At 66.2% G+C, this 14,631-nt stretch carries 12 protein-coding genes; 10 read left to right on the top strand and 2 right to left on the bottom strand.

What is annotated here, in order from left to right; all coding sequences use genetic code 11:
• The first annotated feature begins 33 nt into the window (after positions 1–33).
• The 4 genes from VSR72_RS05970 (at position 34) to VSR72_RS05955 (ending at position 5,322) form a co-directional block, all read left to right on the top strand.
• Positions 34–261 carry a hypothetical protein gene (locus VSR72_RS05970; RefSeq protein ID WP_342951469.1) on the top strand — a complete coding sequence of 76 codons (228 nt, stop codon included), beginning with the start codon at positions 34–36 and terminating at the stop codon, positions 259–261.
• A gap of 105 nt (positions 262–366) precedes the next feature.
• Positions 367–660, top strand: coding sequence for an H-NS histone family protein (locus tag VSR72_RS05965; RefSeq protein ID WP_069261447.1), 294 nt, complete (start codon positions 367–369; stop codon positions 658–660).
• 448 nt (positions 661–1,108) lie between these two features.
• Positions 1,109–2,710, top strand: coding sequence for a peptide chain release factor 3 (locus tag VSR72_RS05960; RefSeq protein ID WP_342951468.1), 1,602 nt, complete (start codon positions 1,109–1,111; stop codon positions 2,708–2,710).
• A gap of 248 nt (positions 2,711–2,958) precedes the next feature.
• On the top strand, positions 2,959–5,322 hold the full coding sequence (locus tag VSR72_RS05955; RefSeq protein ID WP_342951467.1) for a GNAT family N-acetyltransferase: 2,364 nt from the start codon (positions 2,959–2,961) through the stop codon (positions 5,320–5,322).
• 9 nt (positions 5,323–5,331) lie between these two features.
• Here VSR72_RS05955 and VSR72_RS05950 read toward each other — a convergent pair whose 3' ends face one another.
• Positions 5,332–5,877 (bottom strand): hypothetical protein, encoded by a 546-nt coding sequence (locus VSR72_RS05950; RefSeq protein WP_342951466.1) that lies wholly within the window; start codon positions 5,875–5,877, stop codon positions 5,332–5,334.
• Positions 5,878–6,121: 244 nt separating this feature from the next.
• On the opposite strand from VSR72_RS05950, the gene VSR72_RS05945 reads away from it, so the two are divergent.
• Entirely contained in the window at positions 6,122–8,113 is a 1,992-nt protein-coding gene (locus VSR72_RS05945; RefSeq protein WP_342951465.1) for a tetratricopeptide repeat protein, read from the top strand.
• A gap of 28 nt (positions 8,114–8,141) precedes the next feature.
• On the opposite strand, the gene VSR72_RS05940 is transcribed toward VSR72_RS05945, so the two are convergent.
• Positions 8,142–8,975, bottom strand: coding sequence for an IclR family transcriptional regulator (locus tag VSR72_RS05940; RefSeq protein WP_342951464.1), 834 nt, complete (start codon positions 8,973–8,975; stop codon positions 8,142–8,144).
• Between the two features lie 233 nt (positions 8,976–9,208).
• Here VSR72_RS05940 and VSR72_RS05935 point away from each other — a divergent pair, with 233 nt between their 5' ends.
• Genes VSR72_RS05935 through VSR72_RS05915 form a run of 5 tightly spaced genes read left to right on the top strand, consistent with a single transcriptional unit; the run spans position 9,209 to position 14,620 of the window.
• Entirely contained in the window at positions 9,209–10,291 is a 1,083-nt protein-coding gene (locus tag VSR72_RS05935; protein WP_342951463.1) for a sugar ABC transporter substrate-binding protein, read from the top strand.
• Positions 10,288–11,898 carry a sugar ABC transporter ATP-binding protein gene (locus tag VSR72_RS05930; protein WP_342951462.1) on the top strand — a complete coding sequence of 537 codons (1,611 nt, stop codon included), beginning with the start codon at positions 10,288–10,290 and terminating at the stop codon, positions 11,896–11,898. The genes VSR72_RS05935 and VSR72_RS05930 overlap by 4 nt, the downstream gene beginning before the upstream one ends.
• Positions 11,888–12,928, top strand: a complete 1,041-nt coding sequence (locus VSR72_RS05925; protein ID WP_342951461.1) for an ABC transporter permease — start codon at positions 11,888–11,890, stop codon at positions 12,926–12,928. Before VSR72_RS05930 ends, VSR72_RS05925 begins: the two co-directional genes overlap by 11 nt.
• A gap of 15 nt (positions 12,929–12,943) precedes the next feature.
• Positions 12,944–13,273: a UxaA family hydrolase gene (locus tag VSR72_RS05920; RefSeq protein ID WP_342951460.1), complete on the top strand. Its 330-nt coding sequence runs from the start codon at positions 12,944–12,946 to the stop codon at positions 13,271–13,273.
• Positions 13,274–13,315: 42 nt separating this feature from the next.
• Complete coding sequence (locus VSR72_RS05915; protein WP_342951459.1) at positions 13,316–14,620, top strand: UxaA family hydrolase; 1,305 nt, start codon at positions 13,316–13,318, stop codon at positions 14,618–14,620.
• The last annotated feature ends 11 nt before the right edge of the window (positions 14,621–14,631 follow it).

Below are 14,631 nucleotides of genomic sequence, written 5' to 3'. Positions count from 1 at the left end.
GCTCGATAAAACTTGTCATTACCGGGGGCAGCGATGAATCATCACCAACTCGAAAAGGACATTGAGCATCTCGAACACATCATCGGGCGGCTCTCGGGGCGCGACCGTATTCCGCTCTCTTATTGGCGCGGCCGGCTCGAGTCGGTTTCCAGCGCGAACCTCGTACCTTCGCAGGTGCAGCGCGTGAAGCGGCTCAACGACGCGCTGCGCGCGCTCGAAAGCCGCCTGTCGCACGAATCGATGCAGCAACGCGAGCGCTAACGCCAACGTTTGCGGCAGCTTTGTAAAAAAGCGCGCCTTCGCGGTCGCGCGGGCTCCAAACCGGTCACAATGGCAGTCTCGCGACCGAACTGGAGATGACGTTTCATGCCGAGCTACAAGCAACTGACCGCCCAGCTGGAGAAGCTTCACAAGGAAGTGGCTGCGGCGCGTGAAAAGGAAATTGACCAGGCGATCGCCGAGATCAAGGAAAAGATCGCGGAATACGACATCACCGCGGAAGAACTGGGCTTCACGAGCCGACGTGCAGGCCCCGCGCGCAAGAAGGCGCTGCCGGCCCGCTACATGAACCCGAAGACCGGCGAGACCTGGAGCGGCCGTGGCCGCGCGCCCGGCTGGCTGGCGGGCAAGAACCGCGAACGCTTCCTCATCAAGGAATAACGGGCCGATTCCGGTCAGGCCGTTGCGCGAGGGGCGCGCCGCGCCCGACGTGACGGCCGCACCGCTGCATTTCCCGAAAAAGCTCACCTTACGCGCTGTGCCCGCGCGAGAGCGGTTATGCGCTCGTATCGAGGTCCTGTAAAGGCTCACCTTTAGTCAAGCGGCGCCAACCTGCACGTCTAACCCGTTCGAACCCCATCAAACCTTTAGTCGGCGGCGCGAATGCCGTGTATCATTCGGTCCCGGCGCCTTTTCGCTTTTTTGCGCGGGCACGCGCGGGACATTCCCGATCGCTCGTGCTATTTGCTGTGCGTAGCCGCTTGGCCCACATGCCGCGCATGTGCTGCAAGCGTTGCTCGAAAACGCGCCCGCAAGCGCCGCCGCGCTCGCCGCAACCCCCGCCGCGCGGCCCGGTTGCCCGAATTCATCCGTGATACCCGCCAGATCCATGTCAGTAGCCGAACTCAGACGCCGCCGCACGTTCGCGGTCATTTCTCACCCGGACGCGGGCAAGACCACGCTCACCGAAAAACTGCTGCTGTTTTCGGGCGCGATCCAGATCGCCGGTACGGTGAAGGGCAAGAAAAGCGGCCGCTTCGCGACCTCCGACTGGATGGAGATCGAAAAGCAGCGCGGCATTTCGGTCGCGAGCTCGGTCATGCAGTTCGAGTACGGCGACGCCGTGATCAACCTGCTCGACACGCCGGGCCACGAGGACTTCTCGGAAGACACCTACCGCGTGCTCACGGCGGTCGACGCCGCCGTGATGGTGATCGACGGCGCGAACGGCGTTGAAGCGCAAACGCTCAAGCTGCTCGAAGTCTGCCGCAGCCGCAAGACGCCGATTCTCACGTTCATCAACAAGCTCGACCGCGAAGTGCGCGAGCCGCTCGACCTGCTCGACGAAATCGAGCAGCACCTGGGCGTGGCAGCGGTGCCGTTCACCTGGCCCATCGGCATGGGCAAGGAATTCCAGGGCGTCTACGACATCCAGCGCGACCAGGTGCGGGTGTTCCGCGCAGGCCAGGAATCGCTTGGCGGCGCGGTGGAAACGCTGCAGAACATCAGCGACGCCGATGGCGAAGCGCGCTTCGGCTATCACTGGAAGCGCACCAAGGAAGAAGTCGAGCTGATCACGGGCGCGACGCCCACGTTCGATCGCGACGCCTTCCTCGCGGGCGAGCAGTCGCCGGTGCTGTTCGGCTCGGCGATCAACAACTTCGGCGTGAAGGAAATTCTCGACGCACTGGTCGACCTCGCGCCGCCGCCGTCGCCGCGTATGGCCGTGCAGCGTCCGGTTTCGCCGGAAGAGCCCAAGTTCACGGGCGTCGTGTTCAAGGTGCAGGCCAACATGGACCTCGCGCACCGCGACCGCGTGGCGTTCATCCGCGTGTGCTCGGGCCATTTCGAGCGCGGCATGCAGTTGAAGGTCACGCGCAACAACAAGACCTTCCGCGCGAACAACGTGGTGAGCTTCCTGTCGCAACGCCGTGAAACCGTGGCCGAGGCGTACCCTGGCGACATCATCGGTATTCCTAACCACGGCACGCTGAGCCTCGGCGACACGCTCACCGAAGGCGAAGACCTGCAATTCACGGGTCTGCCGTTCTTCGCACCGGAAATTTTCCAGACCATCGAAGTGGTCGATCCGATGCGCGCGAAGCAACTGGGCGAAGCGCTCAAGCAGCTTGGCGAAGAGGGTGCGATCCAGGTGTTCCGCCCGATCCACGGCGGTGCAACGATTCTGGGCGCGGTCGGCCAGCTGCAGTTCGAAGTGGTGTCGCACCGCCTCGCCGCCGAGTACAAGGTTGCGGTGCGCCTGATGCCTGCGCGTTATCGCCTCTCGCGCTGGGTGACCTGCGACGATCCCGCCGAGCTGCGCCGTTTCACCGATTCTTACGAGGCGCGTATGGCCCACGACGCGTCGAACGCGCCGACCTATCTCGCCTCGCACGTCTCCGAAATCGAGGTCGCGCAAAAGGCCTGGCCGAAGATCGTGTTCAATGAGCTGCGCGAGCATTCGGGCGCGCCGTTCAAGAAGTCGATGTAAAACACGCGGCGCGCTCGCGCCGCGTTTTCAAACAAGCGAAGTTCCTTCTCGCGCATCGTGGCGCATTGTGGTCGAAGCACGCCCTGAGCGGCGTGCGACGCCATGCCGCCGCCTCTGCGCTCACCTGCGCCGGGCGAAAAACGCGCACCGCCTGCGCGCTTGCCCTATCCTCTTCTCGTAACGGTAAAGACGACAAACAGGCGTCCGCCATTAGCGGTGCACGCCCGATCGACCAACGAGGAGTGCCTGTGACCGTACGCAATCTCGACGCGGTGTTCCAGCCGAAATCCGTGGCCGTGATCGGCGCTTCGCAGCGCCCCGGCAGCATCGGCAGCATGGTGTGGCGGCGGCTGATCGAAGGCGGTTTCACGGGCCCGCTCTGGGCCGTCAATCCGCGCCATGCGGGGGACTTCGAAGCCTTCGACGGCCGCCCGGTGCTTGCCGACGCAGGCGACCTGCCGGAGGCGCCCGGCATCGCCATCATCTGCACGCGGCCCGCCACGTGGCCCGCGCTCGTGCATCGCCTGGGCGGCATGGGCACGCGCGCGGCGATCATCGTGGGCGAGGTGCGCGACGAGGCCGATCAGGCCGATCTGCGCCACGCGCTCGCGGCGGCGCGCCCGCATCTGCTGCGCATCGTCGGCCCCGGCAGTCTCGGCGCGCTCACGCCCGCGCTCAACGCGCAACTGGGCGCGGCGGCATCGATTGCGCGCAAGGGCGGCGTGGCGTGGGTTTCGCAGTCCAACGCGCTCACCAACGCCGTGCTGCGCTGGGCCGCGCCGCGGGGCCTCGGCTTCTCGCACGTGATCGCGCTCGGCGACGAAGCCGACGTCGACGTGGGCGACGTGCTCGACTATCTCGCGAGCGACCCCGGCACGCGCGCCATCCTGCTCGAAGTGGACACGATCCGCGCGGCGCGCAAGTTCATGTCGGCGGCGCGCGCGGCGGCTCGCAACAAGCCTGTCCTCGCGCTGAGGAGCGGCCGCGACGACAAGGGCGACGCGCTCTACACGGCGGCGTTCCGGCGCGCAGGTCTCGTGCGCGTGGATACGCTCGACGACCTGCTCGACGAAATCGAAACGCTCGGCGTGGGCCGCGTGGCTGCGAGCGACTCGGCCACGCTCATCACGAGCGACCGCGGCGTGGCCACGCTTGCGCGCGACGCCTTCATGAAGGCCGGCGACACGCTCGCGCGCTGGAACGACGAAGCGATCGCGGCCGTTCAGGCCGCGCTGCCGCACGCGCAGGCGGGCAATCCGCTCGTGCTGGGCGACACCGCGAAGCCCGAGCACTTCGGTCTCGCGCTGGAAACGCTCGCGACGCACCGCTCGAGCGGCACGGCGTTCGTCGTGCATGCGCCCACGCACAGCGCGCCGGTCGACGCGGTGGCGCGCACGCTGATCGAGCAGCAGCGTTATGCGTATCGCGGCATGCTCGCGTGCTTTTTCGGCGGCGTGGACGAAAAAACGCGCGACGAGCTGCACGCGCACGGCATTCCGGTGCACACCACGCCGCGGCGTCTGGCGCGCGCGTTTGCCCGTCTCGTCGATTACCGGCTGGGCCGCGAGCTGTTGATGCAGACGCCCGAAACGATGCCCGCCCAGGGCCCGGCCGCGATCGAGGCCGCGCAAGGCGAGGCGCGCGCGGCGCTGGCCGCCGGGCGCACGGAGCTGAAAGATGAGGAGGCTGGCAAGTTGCTGGCCCTGTTCGGCTTGGTCACGCAGGCGCAGGACGAGCCGGGCGTGAAGCCAGTGGTGGACGTGTCGATCGACTTTCGAGACGACGACAACTTCGGCCCGGTGTTCCGTTTCGCTGCGCCTTCGCCGGACGAATTTTCGCCAGCGCTGCGCGTGTACAGCCTGCCGCCGCTGAACCCCGTGCTCTCGCGCGACATCGTCGCGCACTCGCCCTATGCGCGCTACGCGGCGCCCGAGCCCACGCTGGCCGCGCTCACCGAGCTATCGCAGTTCGTGTGCGAGGTGCGGGAAATCGTGGGCATGCGTCTGACACTGCGCGTGCTGCCCGAGGCGGTTGTGGTCGTCGCACCCTGTCTGCAGCTCGCGGAAAAGCGCAGCCGCTTCGCGATCATGCCGTATCCGCGGCGGCTGGAAGAAACGCTCGACTGGCACGGCGAGCGCCTCACGATCCGGCCGATCCGTCCCGAAGACGAGGAGATGCACCGCACGTTCGTCGAATCGATGACACCCGACGATTTGCGCCTGCGCTTCTTCTCGGCGGTGCGCAGCTTCGATCACACGCAGCTCGCGCGCATGACGCAAATCGACTACGACCGCGAGATGGCGCTCATTGCGGTGGTGCAGGGCGAGGACGGACAGCCGCGCACGCTGGGCGTGGTGCGCGCCGTGGCGGACCCGGACAACGAGACCGCCGAATTCGCGGTCGCCATCCTGTCGAATCTCAAGCGGGGCGGCCTTGGCCGCTTGCTGATGACGCGCATCATCGAGTATGTGCGCTCGCGCGGCACGCACTGGCTGCTCGGCGAGGCGTTGCGCGAGAACGCGCCGATGATCGGCCTCGCGCGCGCCATCGGCTTTACCGTCACGCCCACGGAAGACCCGGGCGTGGTCGGTTTCCGCATGCCGCTCGACTGAGCGGGAACCTTAAGCGGCCAGCTTCGCGAGCGCGTCGTCGATCTGGCCGCGCGTGAGCGCCAGCTCTTCGAGCCAGGCCTCGCCGTACTGCGCGCCAGTTTCCTTTTCCAGCCGCGCGATGGTCGCGGCGCAGCGTGCGGCGTCCTTGGGCGTGGCAATGAACGCCTTGACCGACTGGCCACCCTGGAACGCCTCGAACAGCGGCGTGCGGATTTCCTCGGGCAGCACGCGCGTGGTCCACTGGTGCGTCTTGCCGTTGAAGGTGAGCGAAGGCGGCAGCACGCGCTCCTTGCGCGTGGCCGGAATCAGGCCGAAATTGCGCGCGGCTTCGGCGATCTGCTCAGCCGTGAACAGCTCCTCGGGGGCGATCTCGAATTGCGCGATGGCGGTTTCGACGGTCTTCATCGCGTCGGCGCGGTCATCGCGCTTTTTCTGCGCGCGCGCGACGATGTCGCGCAGCTCATCGGCTTCTTCGGGCGTGATCGTGAAGCTCGCCTGTTTCTGCTGAAGCTCGGAAAAGCGCTGGAATTCTTGATCGGTCAGGAGTTTCGCCATGGGTTTTCGGGGTCTTCGAATGCGCAGCCTTCAATTGCCGGGGAAGGCAAGGCGCACAGTTTTTTGAGAGGGCCGCCATTCTAACCGTTTTGCGTGGCGGCCTTCCATTTGCTCAGAACGGACTTGCATGTGCGCGCAGCGCATATGTAGGACGTGTCCGATTTCTTCGGGTGAAGGCGCTCCCTATCATCGCCGGATGAACTCATCGCGCCCCTCATCTCATGCCGATTCGCGCCCGGAGGCTTTGCTTCAACGCGGCATCGGGCACCTGCACGACGAAAAATACAGCTTCGCCGAAGCGCTCTTTCGCGAGATCCTCGCGCAAGAGCCTCAGCATGCCGAAGCGCTCCATCAACTCGGCGTGACGCTCGCGCGGCAGTCGCAGTTCGAGGCGGCCGAGCAGTCATACCGGGCTTCGCTCGCCCAGCGCGAGAGCGGACCGTGCCGGCGCGATCTCGCGTGGACGCTGCTATGGCAGGGCCGCGACGGCGAGGCGATCGAAGCGTATCGCGCCGCGATCGGCGCGGGCGTGCGCGAGGCGCGTGTGTTCAGCAACCTCGGCAATCTGCTCAAGAAGCGTAACTCGCTGCCGCAAGCGGAGGCCTGCTACCGTGAAGCCATTGCGATGGAGCCCGGCTACGCGCTCGCCTACAGCAATCTCGCAATGCTTCAGCAGGATGCCGGCCAACTCGAAGCTGCCGAGGCCAACCTCAAGCAGGCACTCACGCTTGCCCCGAACTCGGCGCATCTCTGGCAGTGCTATGGCGGTTTGCTGGAACGACTGAACCGTATCGACGAAGCCGATCAAGCCTATTGCCGCGGTGGCCGGTGGGAAGCCGCGCAATACGTGCGCCGCCGCGAGGCGCACTGGCAGCAGCTTGCCGAGATCGACGCGGCGGCGCTCACCATGGTGTCGGCGGGCACGGCCGACAATCTCACGCCCTGGTGCCTGCTCGGCATTCCGGCGCTGACGCCGCAACTGCATCGCGAAGCGGGGTCGCGCTTCGCGCAGAGCCGCTGGCGCGGCGAACTGGCCGCGGCGCCGCTCGTGGCGCGCGGCGCGGGGCTTGCCGCCGCGCTTGCACGCCGCGCGGCGGGCGAGCGGCTGCGCATCGGCTATCTTTCGGCCGACTTTTACGATCACGCCACGCTGCGCCTGCTGGCGGGCGTGCTCGAACTGCACGACGCCACGCGCTTCGACGTTCATCTGTACTCGTACGGGCCCGACCCCGACGCCGCCACCCGCGCGCGCTTCACGCATGTGCCGGGCACGTGGCACGACATCGGCGGGCTGTCCGACGCCCAGAGCGCCGCCGAGATCGTGCATGACGGCGTTCATCTGCTCGTCGACCTGAAGGGCTATACAACGGGCTCGCGGCTTGGCATCACGGCGCTGCGTCCCGCGCCCGTGATCGTGAGCTGGCTGGGCTATCCCGGCTCGCTGGGTCACGCCCGGTTGGCCGACTATCTCATTTCCGACGCCGATGTCACGCCGCCCTCGGCAGCCCCGCACTACAGTGAGACGCTGGCGCTGATGCCGCATTGCTACCAGCCTGTCGATCACCGCCGGCAGAGCGCGCCGCCGCCCTCGCGCGCACAAGCGGGCTTGCCTGAAACGGGCTTTGTGTTTTGCAGCTTCAACCAGACGTTCAAGTTCAATGCGCCGATGTCGGCGCTGTGGGCGCGCCTGCTCAAGGCCACGCCCGGCAGCGTGCTCTGGCTGCTCGATCCGGGTTCGGAGCGCGCGAAAGCGAATCTGCGGGCTTTTTACGAGACGCAAGGCGTCGATCCCGCGCGCGTGATCTTCGCGCCGCGTGTGTCGCAGGAAGCGCACCTTGCGCGCCTGCAACTCGCGGACCTCGCGCTCGACACGCTGCCGGTGGGTTCGCACACGACGGGCAGCGACGCGCTCTGGGCCGGCGTGCCGATGGTGACGGCGCCCGGCACGTTGTTCGCGGGCCGCGTGGGCGTGAGTCTGCTGCACGCGGTGGGGCTTTCTGAACTTGTCGCGCGCGATCTCGACGCGTACTTCCAGATCGCGCTCGGCGTTGCCACCGACGCGGCATGGCGCGCCAGGGTGCGCGAAAGGCTTGCAGCCGCGCGCGCTACGTCGCCGCTGTTCGATACGGCGCGATTCACGCGCGACCTGGAGCGTCTCTACGTGGCGATCGTGGAGCGGGAGGCGCAGGCGGTAAGGGGTGAAGTGGACGATCGGACGCCCGTGGTCGTGCGCTAGGTGCAGTCAGGTGTGGCGTGCTTTCGCGTCACGCCCCACCGTCCTCGCGAAACATCGACAACGTCTGCACGGTCGCGCTCAGCATTTGCGTGGCCTCGTCGAGCGAGGGCGCGACATAGTCGTCGATGCGTTTGAGGAACGGACAGGTGAGCGCCGCGATCGCCTGACCCGACGGCCCGAGCACCGGAAACGTCACGTCCGTCACGCCGAAAATCTGCTGGCTGTCCTTGCGCGAGAATCCCGCCTCGCGCACCTGTTCGCACGCGGCTTCGAGCGCCGCGTGGTCGATCGCCACCTCGCCCTTCACCTGCGTATGCTCCGCGAGCATGTGTGCGCGCTGCTCCGGCGTTTGCCAGGCAAGGAGCGTGCGGCCCGAACTCGTATCGACGAGACCCACGCGCGAACCCAGCCGAACCGCGATGCCCCACGTGCCCGGCCCGTCCACCTGCGCGATCACGATCAGGTTGCCGCGGTCGTACACGGTGAGGTGGCAGGACTGCTCGGCTTCGTCGGCGAAGCGCTGCATGAGCGGCAGCGCTTCAGAGATCAGTCGTTCCATGGGCGGGTGACGGTGCGCGAGCGCGAAGAGCTTCAGGCTCAGCGCATAGCGGTCGCCGCCTTCCGAGCGGATGACGTACTGGCGCGCCACCAGCCGCTCGAGCATGCGATAGATCTCGCTCGCGTTGCGCCCTAGCGCCTTCGTGATCTCGGCGCGCGTGAGGCCGGCGCGCTGCTCCGCAAGCAACTCGAGGATGTCGAGCCCCTTGTCCAGCGCGGGCGCGCGATAGCGATCGGCGTCGTCTTTCTCTTCGGTTTCTTCGGGCACGTTGTCCATCTGGCTATTTTTCGCGTTCTTTTCCATTCGATGTCCCCAGGGAAATCACGGACCCATGTTGCACTGCACTTTCCTTGACCTCGTGCGGTGCGTATATGAATAATATGTTCACTGGTGAATAAACGCCAGTGTCGTCAGGTAAGGAAGAGGCAGTTGCAACGGGTCGCCGGCGCTTCGAGCATTTCCACGTGGGCGCGGCAAACACATGCGATTCATCAACGACAGAATCGGCGTGCCACGCGCGTCGACAGGAGACACACATGGCGTTCGCATCCGGGCTCTCGAAGGCCCGCCGCTCCACCGCAATTCATCAAGCACGCGGCTCCTTCGCCCGCGCCGCCACTAAAACGCTTTGCGTCGCCGCGGCCTGCGCTGCGGCGTTCGGCGCGTCGAGTGCCGTCAATGCCGCCGAACTCGGCAAGGTCGGCCTGGGCCTGCCGCTCCTCACGTCGCCGTTCTGGCAGTCGTACAACAACTACCTCGGCGCCTACGCGAAGCAGGACGGCATCGACATCCTCGCGCCCGTGAACTCGAACAACGATCCCGCCCAGCAGATCACGGACATGAACAACATGATCAACCTGGGCGCGAAGGGCATCGTGGTCGGGCCGATCGATTCGGCGGCGATCAGCCGCGCGCTCGGCAACGCCGCCCAGAAGAACGTGAAGGTCGTGGCCGTGGACGTCGCGCCCACGCAGGGCAACGTGGCGATGGTCGTGCGCGCCGACAACCGCGCCTACGGCGAGCAGGCCTGCAAATACATCGGCGAGCATGTCAAGTCGGGCAAGGTCGTGCAGATCATGGGCGACCTCGCCTCGGTGAATGGGCGCGACCGTTCGGAAGCGTTCCGCGCGTGCTTGAAGAACTATCCGAATCTCTCGCTGCTGGAAATTCCGGCCGGCTGGAAGGGCGACGTGGCCGCGAGCGCGCTGGACAGCCTGCTCACCGCGAACCCCGACGTGAAGGGCATCTACATGCAGGCGGGCGGCGTGTATCTCTCGCCCACGCTGCAAACGCTGCGCCGCAAGCAGTTGCTTGTTCCCGCGGGCGATCCGAAGCACATCGTGATCGTCTCCAATGACGGCATTCCGCAGGAGTTCGAAGCAATTCGCAAGGGTGAGATCGATGCGACCGTATCGCAGCCCGCCGACCTCTATGCGAAGTACGGCCTCTACTACATCAAGGCCGCGCTGGAGGGCAAGACATTCAAGCCGGGCAAGACCGATCACGACAGCACGATCATCCAGCTGCAGTCGGGCATCCTCGAAGACCAGTTGCCGGCGCCGCTCGTGACGAAGCAGAACGTCGACGACAAGAACCTGTGGGGCAACACCGTCAAATGAACGATCGAACGAGCGATCGGGCCGTAGCGCGGGTCGTAGCCGATAGCGCGCCGCCGTGGGGCGGCGCGGTATCCGTGGGCAGCCGCGAGGCGGCCGCGCGAGCCCTGCCGCCGGTGGTCGAGGCAAGCGGCGTGACGAAGCGTTATGGCTCCACGGCGGCGCTCGCCGACGTGAGCCTGCGCGTGATGGCGGGCGAGTCGCACGCGCTGGTGGGCCGCAACGGCGCGGGCAAGTCCACGCTCGTTTCGATCTTGACCGGCCTGCGCAAGCCCGACGAAGGCAGTGTGCGTTTCAACGGCGAAAGTGCGCCCGCGATTGCTGACCGCGACGCCTGGCGCGAGCGCGTAGCCTGCGTGTATCAGCATTCCACGATCATTCGCGATCTCACAGTCGCGGAAAACCTCTTCATCAATCGCCAGCCAAGGCGGCGCGGCGTAATCGACTGGCCCACCATGCGCCGCGACGCGCGTGCGCTGCTCGACCACTGGCGCATCGACGTACGCGAAGATGCGCGCGCGGGCGACCTCACGGTCGAAGCCCGCCAACTCGTGGAGATCGCGCGGGCGCTTTCGTATGGCGCACGATTCATCATTCTCGACGAACCGACTGCGCAGCTCGACGGCGAGGAAATCAAGCGCCTTTTCCGGCGTATCGACGAATTGCAGCGCGAAGGCGTGACGTTCCTGTTCATCTCGCACCATTTGCAGGAGGTGTACGAGATTTGCCAGGCCGTCACGGTGCTGCGCGATGCGCGGCATATCGTAAGCGCGCCTGTGTCCCAATTGCCGCGCGAGAGGCTTATTGAAGCCATGACGGGTGAGCGCGGCGGGCTCAATGTCGCCGATGCGGCGGCGCGTGCGGCGCTGCCCGCCAACGCACCGATGGCGCTAGAAGTGCGCGGTCTCACAGGGCACGACTACCACGATGTGTCGTTCACGCTGAAACGCGGCGAAGTGGTCGGCCTCACGGGCGCGACGAGCAGCGGCCGCACGAGTGTGGGCGAGGCGATTGCGGGACTCACCGCGCAGCGCGCAGGCGAGATTCGCGTGAAGGGCGTGCCGCTCACGCCCGGTGACGTGCCCGCGGCGCTGGCGAGCGGCGTGGGCTGCGTGCCGAAGGACCGCCATCACGAAGGGCTCGTGCTCACGCAGTCGGTGGCCGAGAACGCTTCCATGACGATCGCGGGATTGCTCGGGCGCTTCGGTTTCGCGCCGCCCGCGAAGAAGCAGGCATTTGGCAAGCGCATGATCGAGTCGCTCGGCATCGTCGCGCAAGGACCGGACCACGTGGTTTCGGGGCTTTCGGGCGGGAACCAGCAGAAGGTGGTGATGGCGCGCGCATTGGCAAGCAATCCTGACGTTCTCGTGCTCATCGACCCTACCGCGGGCGTGGACGTGAAATCGAAGGAAGCGCTGCTCTCGGTCGTGGACCGCGTGCGCGACGAAGGCAAGGCCGTGCTCGTGGTGTCGAGCGAACTCGACGACTTGCGCACCTGCGACCGCGTGCTCGTGATGTTTCGCGGCGAGGTGGTCACCGAAATGGCGGCCGGATGGCAGGACCACGAACTGATCGCATCGATTGAAGGAGTCGATCTCCATGAAGAATAGTGTTTCGACGCCCGCGTTTGCGGCGGCGCAGGCCGATGCGGCCGCTCAAGGGCGCAGTGCGCGTCCCCGCATCGAACTGGCGCGCCTGCGCGATTTCGCGCTGCTTCCCGCGCTGGTGCTGCTGCTCGTGATCGGCGGCTTCGTGAGCCCGAGCTTTCTCACGCGCGCGAATCTGATCAGCGTGCTCGGGGCTTCCGCCGCGCTCGCGCTCGTGGTGCTTGCCGAATCGCTCATCGTGCTCACGGGCAAGTTCGATCTTTCGCTCGAATCGACCGTGGGCATTGCGCCTGCCGTTGGCGCGATGCTCGTCATGCCGGCCGCTTCTGCGGGTTTCGGCACGCAGTGGCCGGCGTTCGTCGGGCTTGCCGCCATCGTTCTGGTGGGCGCGCTGATCGGTTTCATCAACGGCTTTCTCGTGGTGCGGCTGCGGCTGAACGCGTTCATCGTCACGCTCGCGATGCTGATCGTGCTGCGCGGGATGCTTGTGGGCGCAACGAAGGGCGGCACGCTCTTCGACATGCCTTCGTCGTTCTTCGCGCTCGCCACCACCATCGTGCTCGGCCTGCCGGTTTCCGTGTGGCTTGCCGCTGCCGCGTTCGCGTTCGCCGCGTTCATGCTGCGCTACCACCGAGTGGGCCGCGCGCTCTACGCGATCGGCGGCAATCCCGATGCGGCGCGCGCAGCGGGTATTCGCGTGGAACGCATCACGTGGGGCGTGTTCGTGCTCGGCAGCGTGCTCGCCGCGATTGGCGGCTTGATCGTCACCGGCTACGTGGGCGCGATCAACGCGAATCAGGGCAACGGCATGATCTTCACCGTGTTCGCGGCGGCCGTGATCGGCGGCATTTCGCTCGATGGCGGCAAGGGCACGATGCTCGGCGCGCTTTCGGGCGTGCTGCTGCTCGGCGTGGTGCAGAACCTGCTCACGCTCGCCCAGGTGCCGTCGTTCTGGATTCAGGCGATTTACGGCGCGATCATCCTCGGCTCGCTGATGGTGGCGCGGCTCGCGGGCGGCGAGGCACAGAACTGAAAGCGGAGACTATTTGTGAACGGCAACGCACCCCATACCGACGCCCGTCTCATCCTGCTCACTCCTGAGGACAACTGTCTGATCGCGGCGGCGCGTCTGGCAGCGGGCGAGACGGTAGCGATAGAAGGCGAGCGCGTGACACTCGCGAAGACGATCGAACTCGGTCACAAAGTGGCGCGCCGCGCACTTGCCAAAGACGAAAAGGTGCTGCGCTATGGCGCGCGCATCGGCCACGTGAACGAGCCGGTGGCGCGCGGTGAGCATCTGCACACGCACAACCTGGAAAGCGATTATTTGCCGACCTATACGCACGACGCGGGGCACGAGTTCGTGCCGCACAAGTAACGCCTCCACGATGCGGCACGCGCCGCGAGCAGGATTCAAGTTATGAGCGATAGCAACGTCACAAATTCACAAGCCGCCGCGCCCATGCTCGAAGGCTGGCTGCGCAGCGACGGTCGCAAGGGCATTCGCAACGTGGTTGCGGTGGCCTATCTCGTGGAATGCGCGCACCATGTGGCGCAGGAAATCGTCGCGCAGTTCCGCGAGCCGTTCGATGCTTTCGACGACCCGGCCGCTCAACATGAGCCGCCGGTTCACCTGATCGGCTTTCCGGGCTGCTTCCCGAACAGCTACGCCGAAAAGATGATGAAGCAGCTCACCACGCATCCGAACGTGGGCGCGGTGCTGTTCGTCTCGCTTGGCTGCGAGAGCATGAACAAGCACTACCTCGTGGAGCAGGTGCGCGCCAGCGGTCGTCCGGTAGAAGTCCTGACGATCCAGGAAAAGGGCGGCACGCGCAGCACGATCCAGTACGGTCTCGACTGGGTGCGCGAAGCGCGTGCGCAACTCGCCGTGCAAAAGAAGGTGCCGATGCGGCTCGACGAACTCGTGGTCGGCACGATCTGCGGCGGCTCGGACGGCACGAGCGGCATCACCGCGAACCCGGCCGTGGGCCGCGCGTTCGATCAGCTGATCGCGGCGGGTTCGGCCTGCATCTTCGAAGAAACTGGCGAGCTGGTGGGCTGCGAATTTCACATGAAAAGCCGGGCGGCCAGGCCCGAACTGGGCGAAGAGATCGTTGCGTGCGTGGCCAAGGCGGCGCGCTACTACTCGGTTCTCGGCCACGGTTCGTTTGCCGTGGGCAACGCGGACGGCGGCCTCACCACGCAGGAAGAGAAGTCACTTGGCGCGTATGCCAAAAGCGGCGCCTCGCCGATCGTCGGCATCGTGAAGCCGGGCGACGTGCCGCCCACGGGCGGGCTCTATCTGCTCGACGTGGTGCCCGACGGCGAGCCGCGCTTCGGCTTTCCGAATATCAGCGACAATGCGGAAATCGCGGAGCTGATCGCCTGCGGCGCGCACGTGATCCTGTTCACGACGGGGCGCGGGTCGGTGGTGGGTTCGGCGCTTGCGCCCGTCATCAAGGTGTGCGCGAACCCGCTGACTTACCGTAACCTCGCCGGCGACATGGACGTGGACGCGGGCCGCATTCTGGAGGGCCGCGCGACGCTCGACGAAGTGGGGCGCGAAGTGTTCGACCGCACGCTGGCGGTGGCGGGCGGCGAGCGCTCGAAGTCGGAGACGCTCGGGCACCAGGAGTTTATCCTCACGTACAAGACCTTCGAACCAGTCGGCCCCGCATGCCTGCCCGCCAGTGCGCGCGTGCCGATCGTCGAAGCCGCGAACTGAAACGGCAATCG

This window comes from Paraburkholderia sp. JHI869, from assembly GCF_038900775.1.
In the GTDB taxonomy this organism is placed as follows: domain Bacteria; phylum Pseudomonadota; class Gammaproteobacteria; order Burkholderiales; family Burkholderiaceae; genus Paraburkholderia.
This window is presented reverse-complemented; position numbering and strand designations above follow the sequence as displayed.

What these genes read in the sequence shown, in the direction of transcription:
- VSR72_RS05950 (WP_342951466.1), bottom strand. Translation starts at nt 5,877, where the DNA reads ATGGCGAAACTCCTGACCGATCAAGAATTCCAGCGCTTTTCCGAGCTT.
- VSR72_RS05925 (WP_342951461.1), top strand. Translation starts at nt 11,888, where the DNA reads ATGAAGAATAGTGTTTCGACGCCCGCGTTTGCGGCGGCGCAGGCCGAT.
- VSR72_RS05930 (WP_342951462.1), top strand. Translation starts at nt 10,288, where the DNA reads ATGAACGATCGAACGAGCGATCGGGCCGTAGCGCGGGTCGTAGCCGAT.
- VSR72_RS05970 (WP_342951469.1), top strand. Translation starts at nt 34, where the DNA reads ATGAATCATCACCAACTCGAAAAGGACATTGAGCATCTCGAACACATC.
- VSR72_RS05965 (WP_069261447.1), top strand. Translation starts at nt 367, where the DNA reads ATGCCGAGCTACAAGCAACTGACCGCCCAGCTGGAGAAGCTTCACAAG.
- VSR72_RS05960 (WP_342951468.1), top strand. Translation starts at nt 1,109, where the DNA reads ATGTCAGTAGCCGAACTCAGACGCCGCCGCACGTTCGCGGTCATTTCT.
- VSR72_RS05915 (WP_342951459.1), top strand. Translation starts at nt 13,316, where the DNA reads ATGAGCGATAGCAACGTCACAAATTCACAAGCCGCCGCGCCCATGCTC.
- VSR72_RS05935 (WP_342951463.1), top strand. Translation starts at nt 9,209, where the DNA reads ATGGCGTTCGCATCCGGGCTCTCGAAGGCCCGCCGCTCCACCGCAATT.
- VSR72_RS05940 (WP_342951464.1), bottom strand. Translation starts at nt 8,975, where the DNA reads ATGGAAAAGAACGCGAAAAATAGCCAGATGGACAACGTGCCCGAAGAA.